Origin of the sequence: Mesorhizobium sp. M2E.F.Ca.ET.209.01.1.1 (assembly GCF_004010375.2) — a bacterium.
Taxonomy (GTDB): Bacteria; Pseudomonadota; Alphaproteobacteria; order Rhizobiales; family Rhizobiaceae; genus Mesorhizobium.
Genome location: NZ_SADP02000007.1, coordinates 108,208 through 123,210, shown reverse-complemented (window position 1 = coordinate 123,210; position 15,003 = coordinate 108,208). Strand labels below are relative to the sequence as shown.

The following is a 15,003-nucleotide window of genomic DNA, read 5'->3' as shown; positions in this document are numbered from 1 at the left end:
GGCTAAAGCGCGCCCATGCGCCGGTGTGAAACGCTCCTCTCCCGCTCGGCTTGCAAGCTGCTAGAATAGCAGAGCAATCCCGGAAGGACACTCAACGGTTTTCCGCTGGAATTGCGCGCAAGATAAGCATTTGTTGACCAAGTTTGGCGACGCTTCCGGATGTTCATCTCTCTCCAGATCAGCAATGTCGACAGGCTGGCGGCCGGCACCGCCGCCAGCTATGCCGCCCGCGACCGCAGCTTCGAGATCGGTCGCGAGAATTGCGACTGGACGCTGTCCGATCCGGACAAGTTCATCTCGGGCCGGCATTGCGAGGTCCGCTACCAGGCGGGTTCGTTCTGGCTGTACGACCTCTCGCGCAACGGCACCTTCGTCAATGGTTCGAGCCAGCGCATGGCCGGGCCGCATCGGCTGGCCCAGGGCGACCGGCTGTTGATCGGCCGTTATGTCGTCGGCGTTTCGATCGAAGACGAGAGAGCCGCGACCGGACATCCGCAGACCAGGACCGGGTCGACGCAGCGCGAGCTGCCGCCCTCGACTGGTCGGCCTGGCCATGAGCCGTTCTTCAATCCGGCGGAGCAGCGTCCGGCCGGGGCAGCGCCCGTCTCGACATCCTCGGCGCTGCAGCCAGGCCCAGCAGTGCCAGCCAACCGGCCGGCGGAAGCGGACGCTATATTGCGCGAGATCGCCAGGGCGGCTGGCATCGCGCCGGAGTTGCTGCAGGCGCGCGACCCGCACGATGTCGCGGCCGAGATCGGCACGGTGCTGAGGACAATGGTCGAACAGCTATCCCTGCTGCTCAAGGCGCGCGCGGCGGCAAAGGTGCTCGCCAAGAGCGCGAACCGCACGATGATCGGCGCCGAGGACAACAACCCGCTGAAATTCGTGCCGGGCGCCGACGACATATTGGAGATCATGTTCGCCAAGCGCAGGGCCGGCTATCTCGATGCCAAGCACAGTGTCGAGGACGCGTTCCGCGACCTGAAGGCGCATGAGATCGCCACCTACGCCGCCATGCAGGCCGCGCTGTCGCGGCTGCTCGACGACCTGTCGCCGGAGGCGATCGCGAAGAAAATTCCGCCTGCTTCCTTCTCGTCGAGGAAGAGCCAGGCCTGGGATGCGCTCGTCGCGACATGGCGGACGATGGAAGACAAGCACGAGAACGGCATGCTGGATGTCTTCCTCGCCTATTTCGCCGAAGCCTACGCCAAAGCCGACAAGCAGAAATAGACGCACAGGCACTGGAGCATTTCACCGTTTCACCGAAACGGTGAAATGCTCCATCTTCTTGTTTTCACGCAATTCCGGACGGAAAACCGCTCACACTTTTCCTGGAATTGCTCTAACCGCGCCGGCCGTATGTGACGGGTCTCATAGAAGAAGCCGCCTCTTCCAGCATGTTGCTTCCCGATTTCAATCGGCCGCCCGTTTCAATTGGGTATCCGGGCGACTAGAATGCACAAGGACGCCAGCCCGGCGGGCAAGGCGGCGAGGCTTGGGGCGTGTGCAGCAATGTCATGTTTCGGCGAGATGAGCTTTTCCAAGCGGCCCGCCGCCGAGGCTCAGCCTGAAACGCATTTCCTCGATCGAAAACATGCCCGTTGTGCCGAGAAGGCGGGGCGCCGCCGATGAGCTCGAAGGACCATCCCTCCGGGCCGGCGGACAAGACCGTCATCCGCGCACCGCGACCGAAGCAGAAGCCGCTCGCCGCGCCCGAGAGGTCCGGTCCGGAAGGCGTTCGGCCAGCCCCGCCTTCCCGCGAAGCGACGGTGTTCGATCCCGGCGGGGGGCGGCAGATGCCCACCGGCTGGTCATCCGGAACCGTGCTCTTCCAAGGGCCAACTCCGGGAGCCGCCGCGAATGCGGCGCCGGGTGTGCAGCAGGATGCCCTGCTCGATGCCGCCTCCGGGGTGAAATACGCTGCAGCCAATCCGATCCTTGCCGCCTCCGCGCCGCTGCTGATGCTTCTCGGCCAATTGCGGCTGATCCCGGTCGACCGGCAAGCCGCACCCTTGGCAGAGCATATCGCCGACGCGATCGAGACCTTTGACCTTGCAATCGCGAAGGCAGGCGTAGCCGGGGAAGACGCGCGGATCGCCAAATTCGCCCTGTGCGAAACCGCCGACGACTTTGTCGGCAATCTGCCCTGGCCGAGCAAGGACAGTTGGCTTCAGCACAGCCTGGTGGCGCGGTTCTTTCACACCCAACCTACCGGCGCCGGTTTCTACGAAGCCCTGAACAACATCCTCGCCAGGCCGGAAGCGCACTACGACCTGCTGGAACTGATGCATGCCTGCCTGTCGCTGGGCTTCGAGGGCCAGTATCGCGGGCTGGCCAGGGAACGAAACACGCTCGAACGCGTCCGGCGCGATGTCTACGACACGCTGCGCTATTTCAGGCCGCGCGCCGCCGACGACATATCGCCGCGCTGGCAGGGCATGGCGGCGGCGCTGCCGAAGCCAAGGGCGCGGCTGCCCCTCTGGGCCGTCGCGGCCGCCGCGGCGACGCTGGTGACGGCAGCCTTCTTCGGGCTGCGGGTGCTGATCACCGATGAAGGCGACGCAACTGCAGGCGAGCTGCTGGCGCTCAATCCATCGACGCCCGTCACCATCGAACGCGCCAGCGTGGCGACGCCCACTGAACCGGCGCAAGCCACCCCGCCGCCGCCCGCTGTTCCGGACACCACCCAGATCGACCGTATCCGCGCCGCGCTTGCCAATGAGATCGCTGGCGGCGGACTGAGCGTCGGCGAGAAGGGCGCGTTCATCGTCGTCGAGATAAACAACCAGCTCCTGTTCGCGCCCGGCCAGGCGGAGCCGCAGCCGCAGTTCCAGCCGATTGCAGCCGCACTGGCCGCGGCGCTCGACGCCGAATCCGGGCCGATCCAGATCGTCGGCCACACCGACAATGCGAAGCCGAAGAAATCGAGCCAGTTCAAATCGAATTTCGACCTCTCGGTCGCTCGCGCCAAGGCCGTCCAGGCAATGATGGCCAAGCAATTGAAGGACCCGTCGCGGCTCAGCGCCGACGGCAAGGGCGAGGACGAGCCGATCGCCGACAATGGCACTGCGGACGGCCGCGCCAAGAACCGCCGCGTCGACGTCATGATCCCGAAACAGGAGAGCTTGCAGACCGGCGCGGCGGAGAACGGCGGCTGATGCGCTGGATGCTGCGGATCTTCAGCCTGGCTGCGCTCGCCGGTTTCTCGGCGGCGGTCTGGTATGCCGGGCCGCTGATCCGCTTCGCCGATACACACCCGCTTGGGCCTGTGTGGCTCAGAGCCGCGATCATCGGCGTCAGCGTCGCCGTGCTTGCGCTGTTCTACGGGGTCCGCTTCTGGCGGCAGCGCAAGGCGCAAAAGGCGCTCGAAACGGCCATCGCGCGCGGCGACGAGCGAAACGACGATTCCCAGGTGCTCGAAGCGCGCATGAGCGAAGCGATCGCGACGCTGAAGCGGACGAGCGGCAAGCGCAATTTCCTCTATGACATTCCCTGGTACATCATCATCGGCCCGCCGGGCGCCGGCAAGACGACGGCGCTGGTCAATTCCGGGCTGAAATTCCCGCTTGCCGGCTCCGGCAGCGCGCAGCCGGTGGCCGGTGTCGGCGGCACGCGGTCCTGCGACTGGTGGTTCACCGACGAGGCAGTGCTGATCGATACGGCCGGCCGCTATACGACGCAGGAGTCGAACCGCGAGCGCGACAAGGCAAGCTGGCTCGCCTTCCTGGGGCTGCTCAAGAAGCACCGCACCAGGCAGCCGATCAACGGCGTGATCCTCGCCATCAGCCTCTCGGATCTCATCGGCTTCGACGACCGGCAGCTCGACGCGCATGTCACCGAGATCAGAAGCCGCCTGCGCGAGCTGCACGAGACGCTGAAGATCCAGTTCCCGGTCTATCTGCTTTTCACCAAGGCCGATCTCGTCGCCGGCTTCATGGATTATTTCGGCGATTTCGACGAGGCGCGCCGGCGCAAGGTTTGGGGCGCGACGTTCCAGACCGCCGACCGCACCAGGAACATGGCCGGCGAAGCGCCGGCGGAATTCGACGGGCTGGCCAAGCGGCTCGCCGAGGAAGTCGCCGACCGCCTGCAGGAAGAGGCCGACCCCGTGGCGCGGATCGCGCTGTTCGGTTTTCCGGCGCAGTTCGGCGCGCTGAAGAGCCGGATAACGCAGTTTGTCGGCAGCCTGTTCGATACATCACGCAGCCAGGTCAATGTCAGCCTGCGCGGGCTCTATTTCTCGTCGGGCACGCAGGAAGGCACGCCGTTCGACCAGGTGCTGGGCGCGATCGGCCGCAGCTTCGGCAGTGCTTCGCATGCCCATCTTTCCGGCGCCGGCAAGAGCTTCTTCCTGCATGATCTGCTGACCAATGTGATCTTCCCGGAATCGGGTTGGGTGTCCTTCGACAGGGCGGCCGAGCGGCGCATCCGGATCGCAAGATTCGGCAGCCTTGCCGCGATCGCGCTGGCGGCCTTGGCGGCGCTCGGCGTGCTAGGCCTCAGCTTCTTCGCCAATAAGCAGCTGATCGCCTCCACAAGGCAAGCCATGGCGCATTATCGCGACAGCGCCGATAGCCTGTTGAAGGCAACGACGGTGACCGACGTCGACCTCGAAAACGTCATCGGTCCGCTCGACCAGTTGCGCAACCTGCCGGCCGGGTTCGAAAACGGCGACCAGGGCAAGCCGATCGAGGAGACGTTCGGGCTCAGCCAGCGCGAGAGGCTGCTGTCGGCCTCCAAGACCGCCTACCGGCAGGCGCTGGAGCGAAGCTTCCGCTCGCGGCTGCTGGTGCAGGCCGAGCGGACGATCCAGGCCAGGATGGCCGATCCGATCGCGCTTTACGAGCCGCTCAAGATCTACCTGATGCTGGGCGGCAAGGCGCCCAAGGTCGACGACGAGCTGATCGTCTCCTGGATGAAGCAGGACTGGGAGGAGAACCGCTATCCCGGCGAGAACAACCGCGAAGGCCGCGAGCAGCTCGAAAAGCATCTGCGCGCCATGCTTGCGCTCGACGACGCCTACGATCCAACCTTCGCGCTCAACCAGCCGCTGGTCGAGGCCGCGCAGCGCTCGCTCGGCCGCATGAGCCTCGCCGACCGCGCCTCGGCGCAGATCAAGTCGGCTGTCTACGCGGCAAGGCTGCAGGATTTCTCCGTCGCCGCGAAAGCCGGTCCGGAAGCGCAGCTGTTGTTCGAGCGCATGGACGGCAGCGAGCTCGCCGACCTCCACGTTCCCGGCCTTTACACGCGTGCGGGTTTCAATCGCTTCTTCCTGCCGCAGCTGTCGCGGATCGCGCAGATGCTCGTCGACGACCAATGGGTGCTCGGCGGCGGCGGTGAACAGGGCGGCATCGACCAGGACCTGCCCAAGCTCGGCCCCGAGCTCATCGACCGATACGGCAAGGAATTTGCAGCCGCCTGGAACGGCGTGCTCGACCAGCTGAAGCTCAAGGCGATGCTGAAGGACAAGCCGCAATATCTGGCCCTCTCCGCCCTCGCTGCGCCGGATTCGCCCCTCGACCAGCTGTTCACGGCGATCGCCAACGAGACCGCGTTGACCAAGGACGCTGCCGCCGCCGAAGGCGATGCCGCGGCATCCGAGCAGGATCCCGCGAGCATGGCCAAGGGCCTCGCCCGCATCGGCCTGCAGATCGCCGGCGGCAAGTCGCAGAGCCGCGCCGGCGCAAGCTCGGCCGTTGCGCAGAATGCCGGCGCGACCGTCGAGGCGCAGTTCCGCTCGTTCCAGGCGCTGGTCAACGGCGCCGCCGGACGCCGGCCGCTCGATGCGCTGACGCAGAATTTCCACGACATCTTCCAGAGCCTGAAGCTCGCTGCCGATGTCCCCTCGCAGAGCGAACGCGTCAATGCCAATCTGCAGCTGCAGATCTCGACCTTGCGCGCCAATGTCTCGCGCCTGCCCAAGCCGCTGGCGCGCATGGTCAATGCGGCGGCGGACGAATTCGAGGGCAACGTCGCGGAGACCTCGGTCGCCAATCTCAACCAAACCCTCGACCAGACGGTGACTCGCGCCTGCGAGGAGGCGGTCAACGGCCGCTATCCCTTCGCTCGCGACAGCAGTGAAGACATTCCAATGGCGGATTTCGCCAAGCTGTTCGCGCCGGGTGGGCTGATGGACCGCTTCTTCGCGCAGAACCTTGCACCGCTGATCGACATGACCGGGCAGGAATGGACCTGGAAGCAAAATGCGCGCTCCAGCAAGGATCTCGCAAAATCGACCTTGAAGGCATTCCAGGCGGCGGCGGAAATCCGCGCCGCCTTCTTCCCGTCGGGCGGATCGACGCCGTTGGTGTCGATCACCTTCACACCCACCTCGCTGAACAGCGAAGCCGACAGCGCGGTGCTCAATGTGGACGGGCAGACGGTGCAGAGCGCCCAGGCCGGCAACGCGCCGAGCATCGTGACATGGCCGAGCGGCGCCGCTTCCGGCTCGGCGAGCCTCAGCCTCGTGCCGGAAATGCCGGGTCGCGAGTCCGCGCTCAAATTCGACGGCCCGTGGGCGTTGAAGCGGCTTTTCGACAAGGCAACCATCACCGGCGACGGCGCCAGCACCGAAGCGCGCTTCGTGATCGGCGGGCGCGATGTCGCCTACACGATCCAGGCCGGCTCAGGGGCCAACCCCCTCACCCTGCCAGCCCTGTCAGGCTTCAGCTGTCCGAAGGCGTTCTGACATGGCCGGATCCAGCCTTCATTTCGATACTCTAATTTACACGCTTGTGGCAGAGTGGCCTGGGCACGCGGCCCATGGCTGGTCACAGAGGACGCTCGCTGAGCGCTTGGTGGCAAATTGAGCACTGTCGCCCTCCCCATCGACAGCTTCGGCGTCAGCCACCAGGGCTGCGTGCGCGACCATAACGAGGACAATTACCTCATCGAGCCGCAGACCGGGCTATGGGTGGTGGCCGACGGGATGGGCGGGCACGAGGCCGGCGAAGTCGCCTCCGCCAGCATCGTCGATCACCTGGCAACCATAGGCATTGCGAGCTCGGCGCCGGATCTTCGCGCGCGCTTCGAGGATCGGCTCAGCCGCGCCAATGCCGAGATCCGCGGCATATCGCGCTCGCGCGGCATCACCATCGGCTCCACCTTCGCGGCCCTGCTTGCCATGGATGGGCGCTTCGCCTGCCTGTGGGCCGGCGACAGCCGCATCTATCTCGTGCGCAACGGCTCGATCTTCCAGGTCTCGAAGGATCACACCGAGGTGCAGGAACTGCTCGACCGCGGCATGATCAGCGCCGAGGAAGCGCGCACCTGGCCGCGTCGCAATGTGATCACGCACGCGGTCGGCGTCAGCGACGAGCTCGAGATCGATTTCCAGCAGGGCGAGCTGATGCCGGGCGACGTTTTCGTCCTCGGCACCGACGGGCTGACCGCGCATGTCAGCGACGCCGAGATCGAGGCCGCGGTCCGATCCGCCACGCCGCGGTCGGCATGCCAGACCCTCTTGGATACGGTGCTGGCGCGCGGCGGTACCGACAATGTGACCATCGTGCTCGTGAAGATCGGCGGCGGGCGCAACGGCGCGCCCCATCCGGATCGGTCCGCAGTGGAGGGCCTGGCCAGATGAGCGACGACGACAAGACACGGATCGCGGCGAACGTCACTTATGCCGGCGTCGGCACCCAGCTCAGCGGCATCTACGAGCTCGACGAGAGAATTGCGTCCGGCGGCATGGGCGAAGTCTATCGCGGCCACAACATCCAGACCGGCGACCATGTGGCGATCAAGATCGTGCTGCCCGAATTCGCCCGCGACCAGACGATCCTGTCGCTCTTCCGCAAGGAAGCATCGATCCTCAACCATCTCTCGCATGACGCGGTGGTGCGCTACCACGTGTTTACGATCGATACGGGGATCGGCCGCCCCTATCTCGCGATGGAGTTCGTCGACGGCCAATCGCTGTTCGACGTCATGCGGCGCGGGCCGATGCCGGCGGACGAGGTGCGCCGGCTTTGCCATCGCCTCGCCTCGGGCTTGAGCGCCGTGCACCAGGCGGGCGCCGTGCATCGCGACCTTTCGCCCGACAACATCATCCTGCCGGGTGGCCGGGTCGATCGCGCCAAGATCATCGATTTCGGCATCGCACGCTCAGCGACCGGCGGCGAGACGCTGATCGGCGGAAGGTTCGCCGGCAAATACAACTATGTTTCGCCGGAGCAGCTCGGCCTCTATGGCGGCGAGGTCAGCGAGCAATCGGATATCTACAGCCTCGGGCTGGTGCTGGCCGCGGCGCTGCGCGGCAAGCCGCTCGACATGAGCGGATCGCAATATGAGGTCATCGAAAAGCGTCGGACCGTGCCGGACCTGTCGGATATCGATCCCGACTTCCAAGGACTAATCGCCGCCATGCTGCAGCCGGATCCGCGCGACCGGCCTCCCAGCATGGCCGAGATCGCCAGGGCGACGCGGGGCGAGGATCTCGAGGCGACGTTGCCGCCGCCGGTGGCGTTCGGCGCACGTGAACGCTCGGGCCTGCCACGCGCCGGCTGGACCGCGCCGCCGGACACCAAGCCTCCGACGCCGCCTTCCGGGGAGCCGCGTTTCGTCGAGCATGTGCGCCCCGCCTATCTGTCGGAGCCACGGCCCGCGCCGGCTGCCGCTCCGGCCAGCGCGCCCGCACCCGCCGCGCCCAAAAAGGCTTCGCGCATGCCTGCCATCGCCAGCGGCGCCGCGGCGATCACCGTCCTGGCGGCGGCGGGCCTCTATTTCAGCGGCGTGCTGGCGCCCGGGCCGGTAGCGGAAACATCCAAGCCGCTGACGCCGAAGCCGCTCGCCGAAGCCACCAAGCCAGTGGCCGAAGCGCAGCAACCGAAGGCGCCGAAACCGCAGGCTCAGGGGCCGGCCGTGGCTCAGCCGGAATCAACGAAACCCGACAGCGTGAAGCCATCCGCCCAACCTGATGCGGAGGCCCACACGCCCGTCGAGCAGCCAGCCACTCAGCCGGAGAGCGAGGCCAAAAGCCAGACGCCTCAGGTCGAGACCAAACCCGTGCAACCTCCCGCTCAACAGTCGCCGACGCCCGCACCAACGGCTGAAAACCAGAAGCCGGCGCAGCCCGCCAGCGAGCCGAAGGTCAAGGCGCCGGAACCGACCCAGACAGCCAAAAATCAGCCGGCGCCGGAAACAAACAAACCGGCGGCCAAGCTCAGCGTGAAGGAGCTCGTGGACAAGCTTTCCAAGCTGCCCAAGCCGGCGGCGTCCCCGCCCCCAACTTCGCAAAGCCAGGCTTCAGCGCAGCCGACCCCTTCGCCATCCGCGCCGAAGGCGCAGACCCCGGCAGCCAGCCAGCCGGCAACGCCGACCGCGCCAACCCAGCCGGCGCAGCAACCGCAGACACCGGCGGCCAAGCAACCCGGCACCGATGTCGTCATCAATGTGCCCAAGCCGGCGCTTCCGTCAGCGGAAGATGACATGGCCAAGTGGAACGACCAGCGCTCCTGGGTGCGCGATTTCAGCGGCGGCAACTGTTTTTACGCGAATGTGACGTCGGGACCCGGCGCCACCCCGACGATCGAAGGATATGCAACGGCGGTCCAGCCCTTCGAACAATTGCTCAACGATTTCCAGACCAGGTTTCATATCGAGCCGGACATCAGCGTGCGCCTCATCACGCTCTCCCAGTGCGGCGTGCCCACTTTCCTTCGCTTCCTCGACCGGAGCTCGGCCGCGAAACCGCAGCTTGTGCTGGACCGGACATCGGTCCCGGACGGCTCGCCGGTCAGCGGCGCGCTCTATACCGGCGGCGGGCTGATCTCGAACATCATGCTGATCGACCACAAGGGCGTCGCCTTCAACCTCGACGACCGCATGGTGGCGCAAACCGACAGGGTGATCTTCAACATTCCGATCGGCCTTGCCGGCGCCGACAAGGCGGCCGGCAAGGCGGTGCCGCAGATCATGCTGGTGATCACCGGACCCAAGGACATCCAGGCCGCTATGTTCTCCAAGCCGACGCCGGCCTCGGAGCTGTTGCCCAAGATCCTCGAGGAGATCGAGGCCGACGGATCGCAGTTCTCGGCCACGGCCACCTATTTCCGGCTTGGCGGATAGCATGAACGCCGATGGACCTTCGCACCTTGCGTTCTTTGCACCAGCCCTCGCCACGCAAGCTGCGTAGCCGGCTCCGATTGCTGTTTCCGGGCCGCTTGACGCTTGCCGCACTGCTCGGCGCGGCGCTGCTCTCGATGCTTTCGCCCGGCAAGGCGCATGCCGAATTCACCGTCTGCAACCAGACGCTCGACGTCGTCAATCTCGCCGTCGGACAGAAGGTCGACAATGCCGACCAGACGGACGGCTGGTGGACGATCGGCGCCAATCAGTGCGTAAACGTCATCCGCGAGGAGCTGGCCAATCGCTACATCTATCTCTACGCCACGGACGTCTTCGGCCACGCGATCCTCAACGGGTCGACCGAGATGTGCATCGACCGGCGGCGCTTTTCCATCCGCGGCATCGAGGAGTGCTGGCTGCGCGGCCATATCGCGGCGCGCTTCGTCGAGGTCGATACGCAGGAGCAGGTGCGCTGGACCTATTTCCTGACCGGAAACAGCCCGTGACGCACGCGATCGACACGAGCTTCAAACAGAAGAAGCTGGCGCGGCTGGCCGAGCGGCGGCGCAGGCTGTGGCGCCGGGCTCTTGCCGGGCTTGCCACGCTCGCCGTCGTTGCTTTGGCCACCGGCTTCTATCTGACCAGGGACTATTGGTCGTTCGGCGACGAGGACGAGGAGCTGCATCCGGTCGAGGGCATGGAAGACGTGCCGCCCGACGCCTCGGTCTATGTACCCGCGATCATCGACCTCGCCGGCGACCCGATGTGGATTACGCTGGCGCCCGACGCCGAGACCGCGACGAAGGGCAAGACCGTCGCACGTCCGGCCGAGCTCGACAGTTCCGGGGCTTCGCCCCAGATCGAAATCCTCTCCGATGTGATGCTGAGCGCCAGCGAGAAGTTCATGACGACCATCCCGTCGACGCAGGAGGATTTCGCCTTCTTCCAGGCGCAGCGGCAGGCCGCTCCAAAGCCTTCGGCAACGGCGCCCGACGACCAGCAACCGGCCCCGCCCGCTCCGGCCGTGGCGCCGGACGATCAACAGGGCGATCCGCAAGGCGATCTGGAGAACGACCTGCAGGCGGCGCCGGACGACAGCGACGCCGGCTCGGCGCCCAAGGCCGACGCCGACGACCCCGAGGCCGGCTGGGGCGAGACCATCGACCAGGGGGAAGCGGCGCTTCCCGCGTTCAAGAAAACCGCGATCGAGAACAACACGACCGTCGCGACAGTCACCAGCGAATATCAGCGCTTCGAGGCGACCGAGGACACATTCGTGAAGATCCTCAACGACCGCAGCCTGGACTCGGTGGCGCTCGACGCGCATTTCTCTCCCGACGACGCGAAGCTTGCCGGCGAGGCGCTGAAGGCGCTGTTCAACCGCGACGGGTTGGAAGCTGGCTTTGTCGTCGCCATGCGTGGCTTCCGGCTGAACCGCGAGACGACGACCATGTCGCTGATGCAGGTCTCCATCTACGCCAAGAACGTCTATGTCGGCACGCTGACGCGCAATGCGGCCGGCGCCTTCGTGTCGGGCGTCGATCCATGGGTCCGCGAGGACCTGTTCAACTATTCCGGCGCGTCCGACCAGGGCGGGCCGAAGCGCCAGTACCGCCTGCTCGACGCGATCTATTCGACAGCGGCGCGCAACAAGGTGCCGACCAGCGTCATCGGCGAGGCGATCATGTATCTGTCGCGGGGACAGGACCTCGACGCCTTCGCCAGCGAGGACCAGCGCCTGGTGCTGATCTACTCGCAGACGCCGCGCGGCCAAGGCGAGATCTCCGGACGGGTGCTCTATGTCGGCGTCCAGGGCGCGGACAAAAGCCTTGACTGCTTCGTCTTCCAGCAGAGCGACGGCCAATATGCCTGCGTGACCGGCGACGACCAGGTGCGCTCGCTGACCGTCACCAACGGCATGGTCACGCCGGTCGCCGGGGTGATGACCTCGACCTTCGGTCCGCGCAAGCATCCGATCCTGGGCACAGTCCGCATCCACAAGGGGGTCGACTGGGCGGCTCCGGCCGGCACGCCGGTGATGGCCGCCTTCGACGGCGAGATCTCCTTCCAGGGCGATGGCGGCAGCTACGGCAATCTGGTGAAGATCACGCATGCCAACGGCCGCGAGACGCGTTACGCGCATATGCAGAAATTCGCCATCGCCAGCGGCGTCGGCACCAAGGTGAAGGCCGGCGACGTCATCGGCTATATCGGCACAACGGGGCTTTCGACCGGCCCGCATCTGCATTTCGAGCTCTACCTGAACGGCGAGGCGATCGATCCGCTGGGGACGGTCACCACGGTGGCCACGGCCGTTGCCGTCAGCTCCGGCGGTTCCGGCGATACCGCCGTCGAGACGCTCACCGACCGGATTGTGCATGTCGAAAGCGGCGGCAGCGCCCGCGCCAAGAACCCGCTTTCTTCGGCGACCGGCGCCGGCCAGTTCATCTCCAAGACCTGGATCCGTATGATGAACACCTATCGGCCCGACCTTGCCCGCTCGCTGTCGACCGCCGACCTGCTGGCGCTTCGCTACGACGCGACGCTATCGCGCGAAATGGTGCGCAACCTGGCGCGCGAGGGCGAGGCCTATCTGCGCGCGCGCGGCCACCAGATCACCGCCGGCCGGCTCTATCTTTGCCATTTCCTCGGCATGGAAGGTGCGGCCCAGATTCTGGCGGCGCCGGGCTCGACGCAACTGAGCGCCGTGCTCGGATCGGCGGTCATCCAGGCCAACCCATTCCTCACCGGCAAGACCGCGAGCTACGTTGTCGACTGGGCCGAGCGGAAAATGGGACAGAAAGTGCCGCGCGTGGCGACCGACCAGGGCCTGCCGACGACGACCACGACCGAAGTGCGGCAGACGTCGCCGGAATTCGAGAAATACAAGCAGGCGATCACCACGCTGATAGGCTCCCTCCAGGATACGCTGGAGCCCGGCTAGCCGATTCACCAAACCTCGCGCTTTTGGATTGGCCGATTGGTTTTCAGGCCGGCCAATGGTACATTAGCGGGTGCTCACGGAGGAAATTTCGAACCCCTCGTGAACCAAATCTGTGGTCGAGATCACAGACGCCCAAGAGACGATTTTGGCAGAAGCGACGTCGTCGCTTGCGACATTCAGCATGCGCAGACATCGATAACGCGCCCTACGGGGCGGAGGGCTGATCCATGAAAGCGTTCGCCATCCTTTTGGGCGGGTTGATCCTGCTGTTCCACGCCGCGTTCGGGGTACAGGCCGCCACGCCCGACAGCAAGCGTGTCGCGCTGGTCATCGGCAACAGCAAATATGTCAATGCGGTCGCTTTGCCCAACCCAGCGAACGACGCCCGCCTCATCGCGTCCACGCTGCGCAACGCTGGCTTCGAGGTGATCGAAGGCGTCGACCAGGACAATGCCGGCATGCACAGCCTGATCAGCAAGTTCACCGAAGAGTCCTACAATGCCGACCTTGCCGTCATCTACTATGCCGGGCACGGCATGCAGGTCGACGGCAAGAACTACCTCATTCCGGTCGATGCCGAGCTGACGGCGCCGGCCTATCTAAAGACCCGCACCGTCCAGATCGACGAGTTCATGGCCGCGCTGCCGGCCGATCCCGCCGTCGGCATCATCATCCTCGATGCCTGCCGCGACAATCCGCTCGCGCGCACGCTGGCCGCGGCATTGCCGAAGAGCCGCTCGCTCGGCGCCGGCCTGGCGCCGGTCGACGCAAAGGCCGACGGTATGGGCACGGGCGGCGTGCTGATCGCCTATGCGACCGACCCCGGCGCCATCGCCTTCGACGGCAACGGCGTCGACAGCCCCTATTCGCTGGCCTTGGCCAAGCATCTGACTGAACCGGGCGTCGAGATCCAGAGCGCCTTGACGCGGGTGCGCGGCGAGGTGACGGAAGCCACGCAAGGGAGGCAGCGGCCATGGCACAATGCCTCGCTCGGACGCGAGGTGTTCCTCGGCAAGCCCGCGGCAGAAACACCCCCGCCCGCCGCGACGCCGGTGGCAGACGCGGCCAAGGCGTCCGCAGCGCCTGCCCCCGTGGCCAGCGAGCCGCCGTCCTGGGAGGTCGAGCAGCGGCTTTGGGACGAGGCTTCGAAGAAGAACGCCATCCCCTATTACGAGGCCTATCTCGACCAGTTCCCGAACGGCCGTTTCGCCACGGTGGCGAAGCTCAACATCGACCAGTTAAAAGACCCGGCGGCGAGCAAGCAGGTCGCGGCGCTCGGCGCGGACGATGCCAGTGCCAATCCAGGCTCTGCCGTTCGCACCTCCGTCGGCATCACCGACGAGATGAGAAAGACGCAAGGCAGCGAACTGACGGAAAGCGCCATCGGGCTCGACCGCAACGGCCGGATCGACCTGCAATTGCGCATCGAAGCGCTGGGCAACGAGCTCGGCCAGGTCGACGGCAATATCGGTCCGAGGACGCGCCAGGCGATCGGCGCCTGGCAAGACAAGAACGGCCTGCCCTCAACCACCTATCTGACGCGCGAACAGCTGGCGTTGCTGGTGATCCAGACCGACCCGATGATGGATGCCGTGCGCGCCAGGAACGCCGCCGACCAGGCGCGCGCCGCGCCGACGAAGAAACAGGTCGCGCAGAAGACCCGCACGCTGAACCCGACGACGCAGCAAAAGCCGCGCCGGAAACAGACGCAGGTCGTTCAGCGCCGGCGCAACAGCGACACAGTGGTTCGCGAGGACGCGCCGCCGCCGAGAGAAAACAACGACTTCCTGACCAAGGCATTGATCTTCGGCAGCGGCGTCGTGATCGGCAATGCGATCAAGAATTGATCGTTGAGCAATTCCAGGAAAGTGTGAAGCGGTTTTCCGCTTGGAATTGCGTCGAAACAAACAGAAACAAAAAGGGGAGCCGGCGTTTTGACCGAGCCCCCCTTGACCTGTGTCGCTGTCAACGGGCCGGCCTGCCCGCGACCC

The 15,003-nt window shown here is 65.9% G+C and carries 8 protein-coding genes; all 8 read left to right on the top strand.

Annotated features, from left to right (window positions below; genetic code table 11):
* Nucleotides 1-159: 159 nt before the first annotated feature.
* Nucleotides 160-1,230, top strand: coding sequence for a type VI secretion system-associated FHA domain protein TagH (gene tagH, locus EN852_RS15320; protein WP_127876009.1), 1,071 nt, complete (start codon nt 160-162; stop codon nt 1,228-1,230).
* 398 nt (nt 1,231-1,628) lie between these two features.
* Entirely contained in the window at nt 1,629-3,158 is a 1,530-nt protein-coding gene (gene tssL, locus EN852_RS15315; RefSeq protein WP_127876010.1) for a type VI secretion system protein TssL, long form, read from the top strand.
* Nucleotides 3,158-6,688 (top strand): type VI secretion system membrane subunit TssM, encoded by a 3,531-nt coding sequence (gene tssM, locus EN852_RS15310; protein WP_189545979.1) that lies wholly within the window; start codon nt 3,158-3,160, stop codon nt 6,686-6,688. Before tssL ends, tssM begins: the two co-directional genes overlap by 1 nt.
* 117 nt (nt 6,689-6,805) lie before the next feature.
* Nucleotides 6,806-7,585 (top strand): PP2C family serine/threonine-protein phosphatase, encoded by a 780-nt coding sequence (locus EN852_RS15305; protein ID WP_127876012.1) that lies wholly within the window; start codon nt 6,806-6,808, stop codon nt 7,583-7,585.
* Complete coding sequence (locus EN852_RS15300; protein WP_127876013.1) at nt 7,582-10,068, top strand: serine/threonine-protein kinase; 2,487 nt, start codon at nt 7,582-7,584, stop codon at nt 10,066-10,068. The genes EN852_RS15305 and EN852_RS15300 overlap by 4 nt, the downstream gene beginning before the upstream one ends.
* Before the next feature lie 11 nt (nt 10,069-10,079).
* A complete protein-coding gene (locus EN852_RS15295; protein ID WP_189545977.1) occupies nt 10,080-10,574 on the top strand; it encodes a DUF1036 domain-containing protein in 495 nt (164 codons plus the stop codon).
* Entirely contained in the window at nt 10,571-13,012 is a 2,442-nt protein-coding gene (locus EN852_RS15290) for a M23 family metallopeptidase (RefSeq protein ID WP_127876014.1), read from the top strand. The genes EN852_RS15295 and EN852_RS15290 overlap by 4 nt, the downstream gene beginning before the upstream one ends.
* 227 nt (nt 13,013-13,239) lie before the next feature.
* Entirely contained in the window at nt 13,240-14,859 is a 1,620-nt protein-coding gene (locus tag EN852_RS15285) for a caspase family protein (RefSeq protein WP_127876015.1), read from the top strand.
* Nucleotides 14,860-15,003: the final 144 nt, after the last annotated feature.

Coding starts and splice junctions, on each gene's coding strand:
- tagH (WP_127876009.1), top strand. CDS start 160: ATGTTCATCTCTCTCCAGATCAGCAATGTCGACAGGCTGGCGGCCGGC.
- tssL (WP_127876010.1), top strand. CDS start 1,629: ATGAGCTCGAAGGACCATCCCTCCGGGCCGGCGGACAAGACCGTCATC.
- tssM (WP_189545979.1), top strand. CDS start 3,158: ATGCGCTGGATGCTGCGGATCTTCAGCCTGGCTGCGCTCGCCGGTTTC.
- EN852_RS15300 (WP_127876013.1), top strand. CDS start 7,582: ATGAGCGACGACGACAAGACACGGATCGCGGCGAACGTCACTTATGCC.
- EN852_RS15295 (WP_189545977.1), top strand. CDS start 10,080: ATGGACCTTCGCACCTTGCGTTCTTTGCACCAGCCCTCGCCACGCAAG.
- EN852_RS15285 (WP_127876015.1), top strand. CDS start 13,240: ATGAAAGCGTTCGCCATCCTTTTGGGCGGGTTGATCCTGCTGTTCCAC.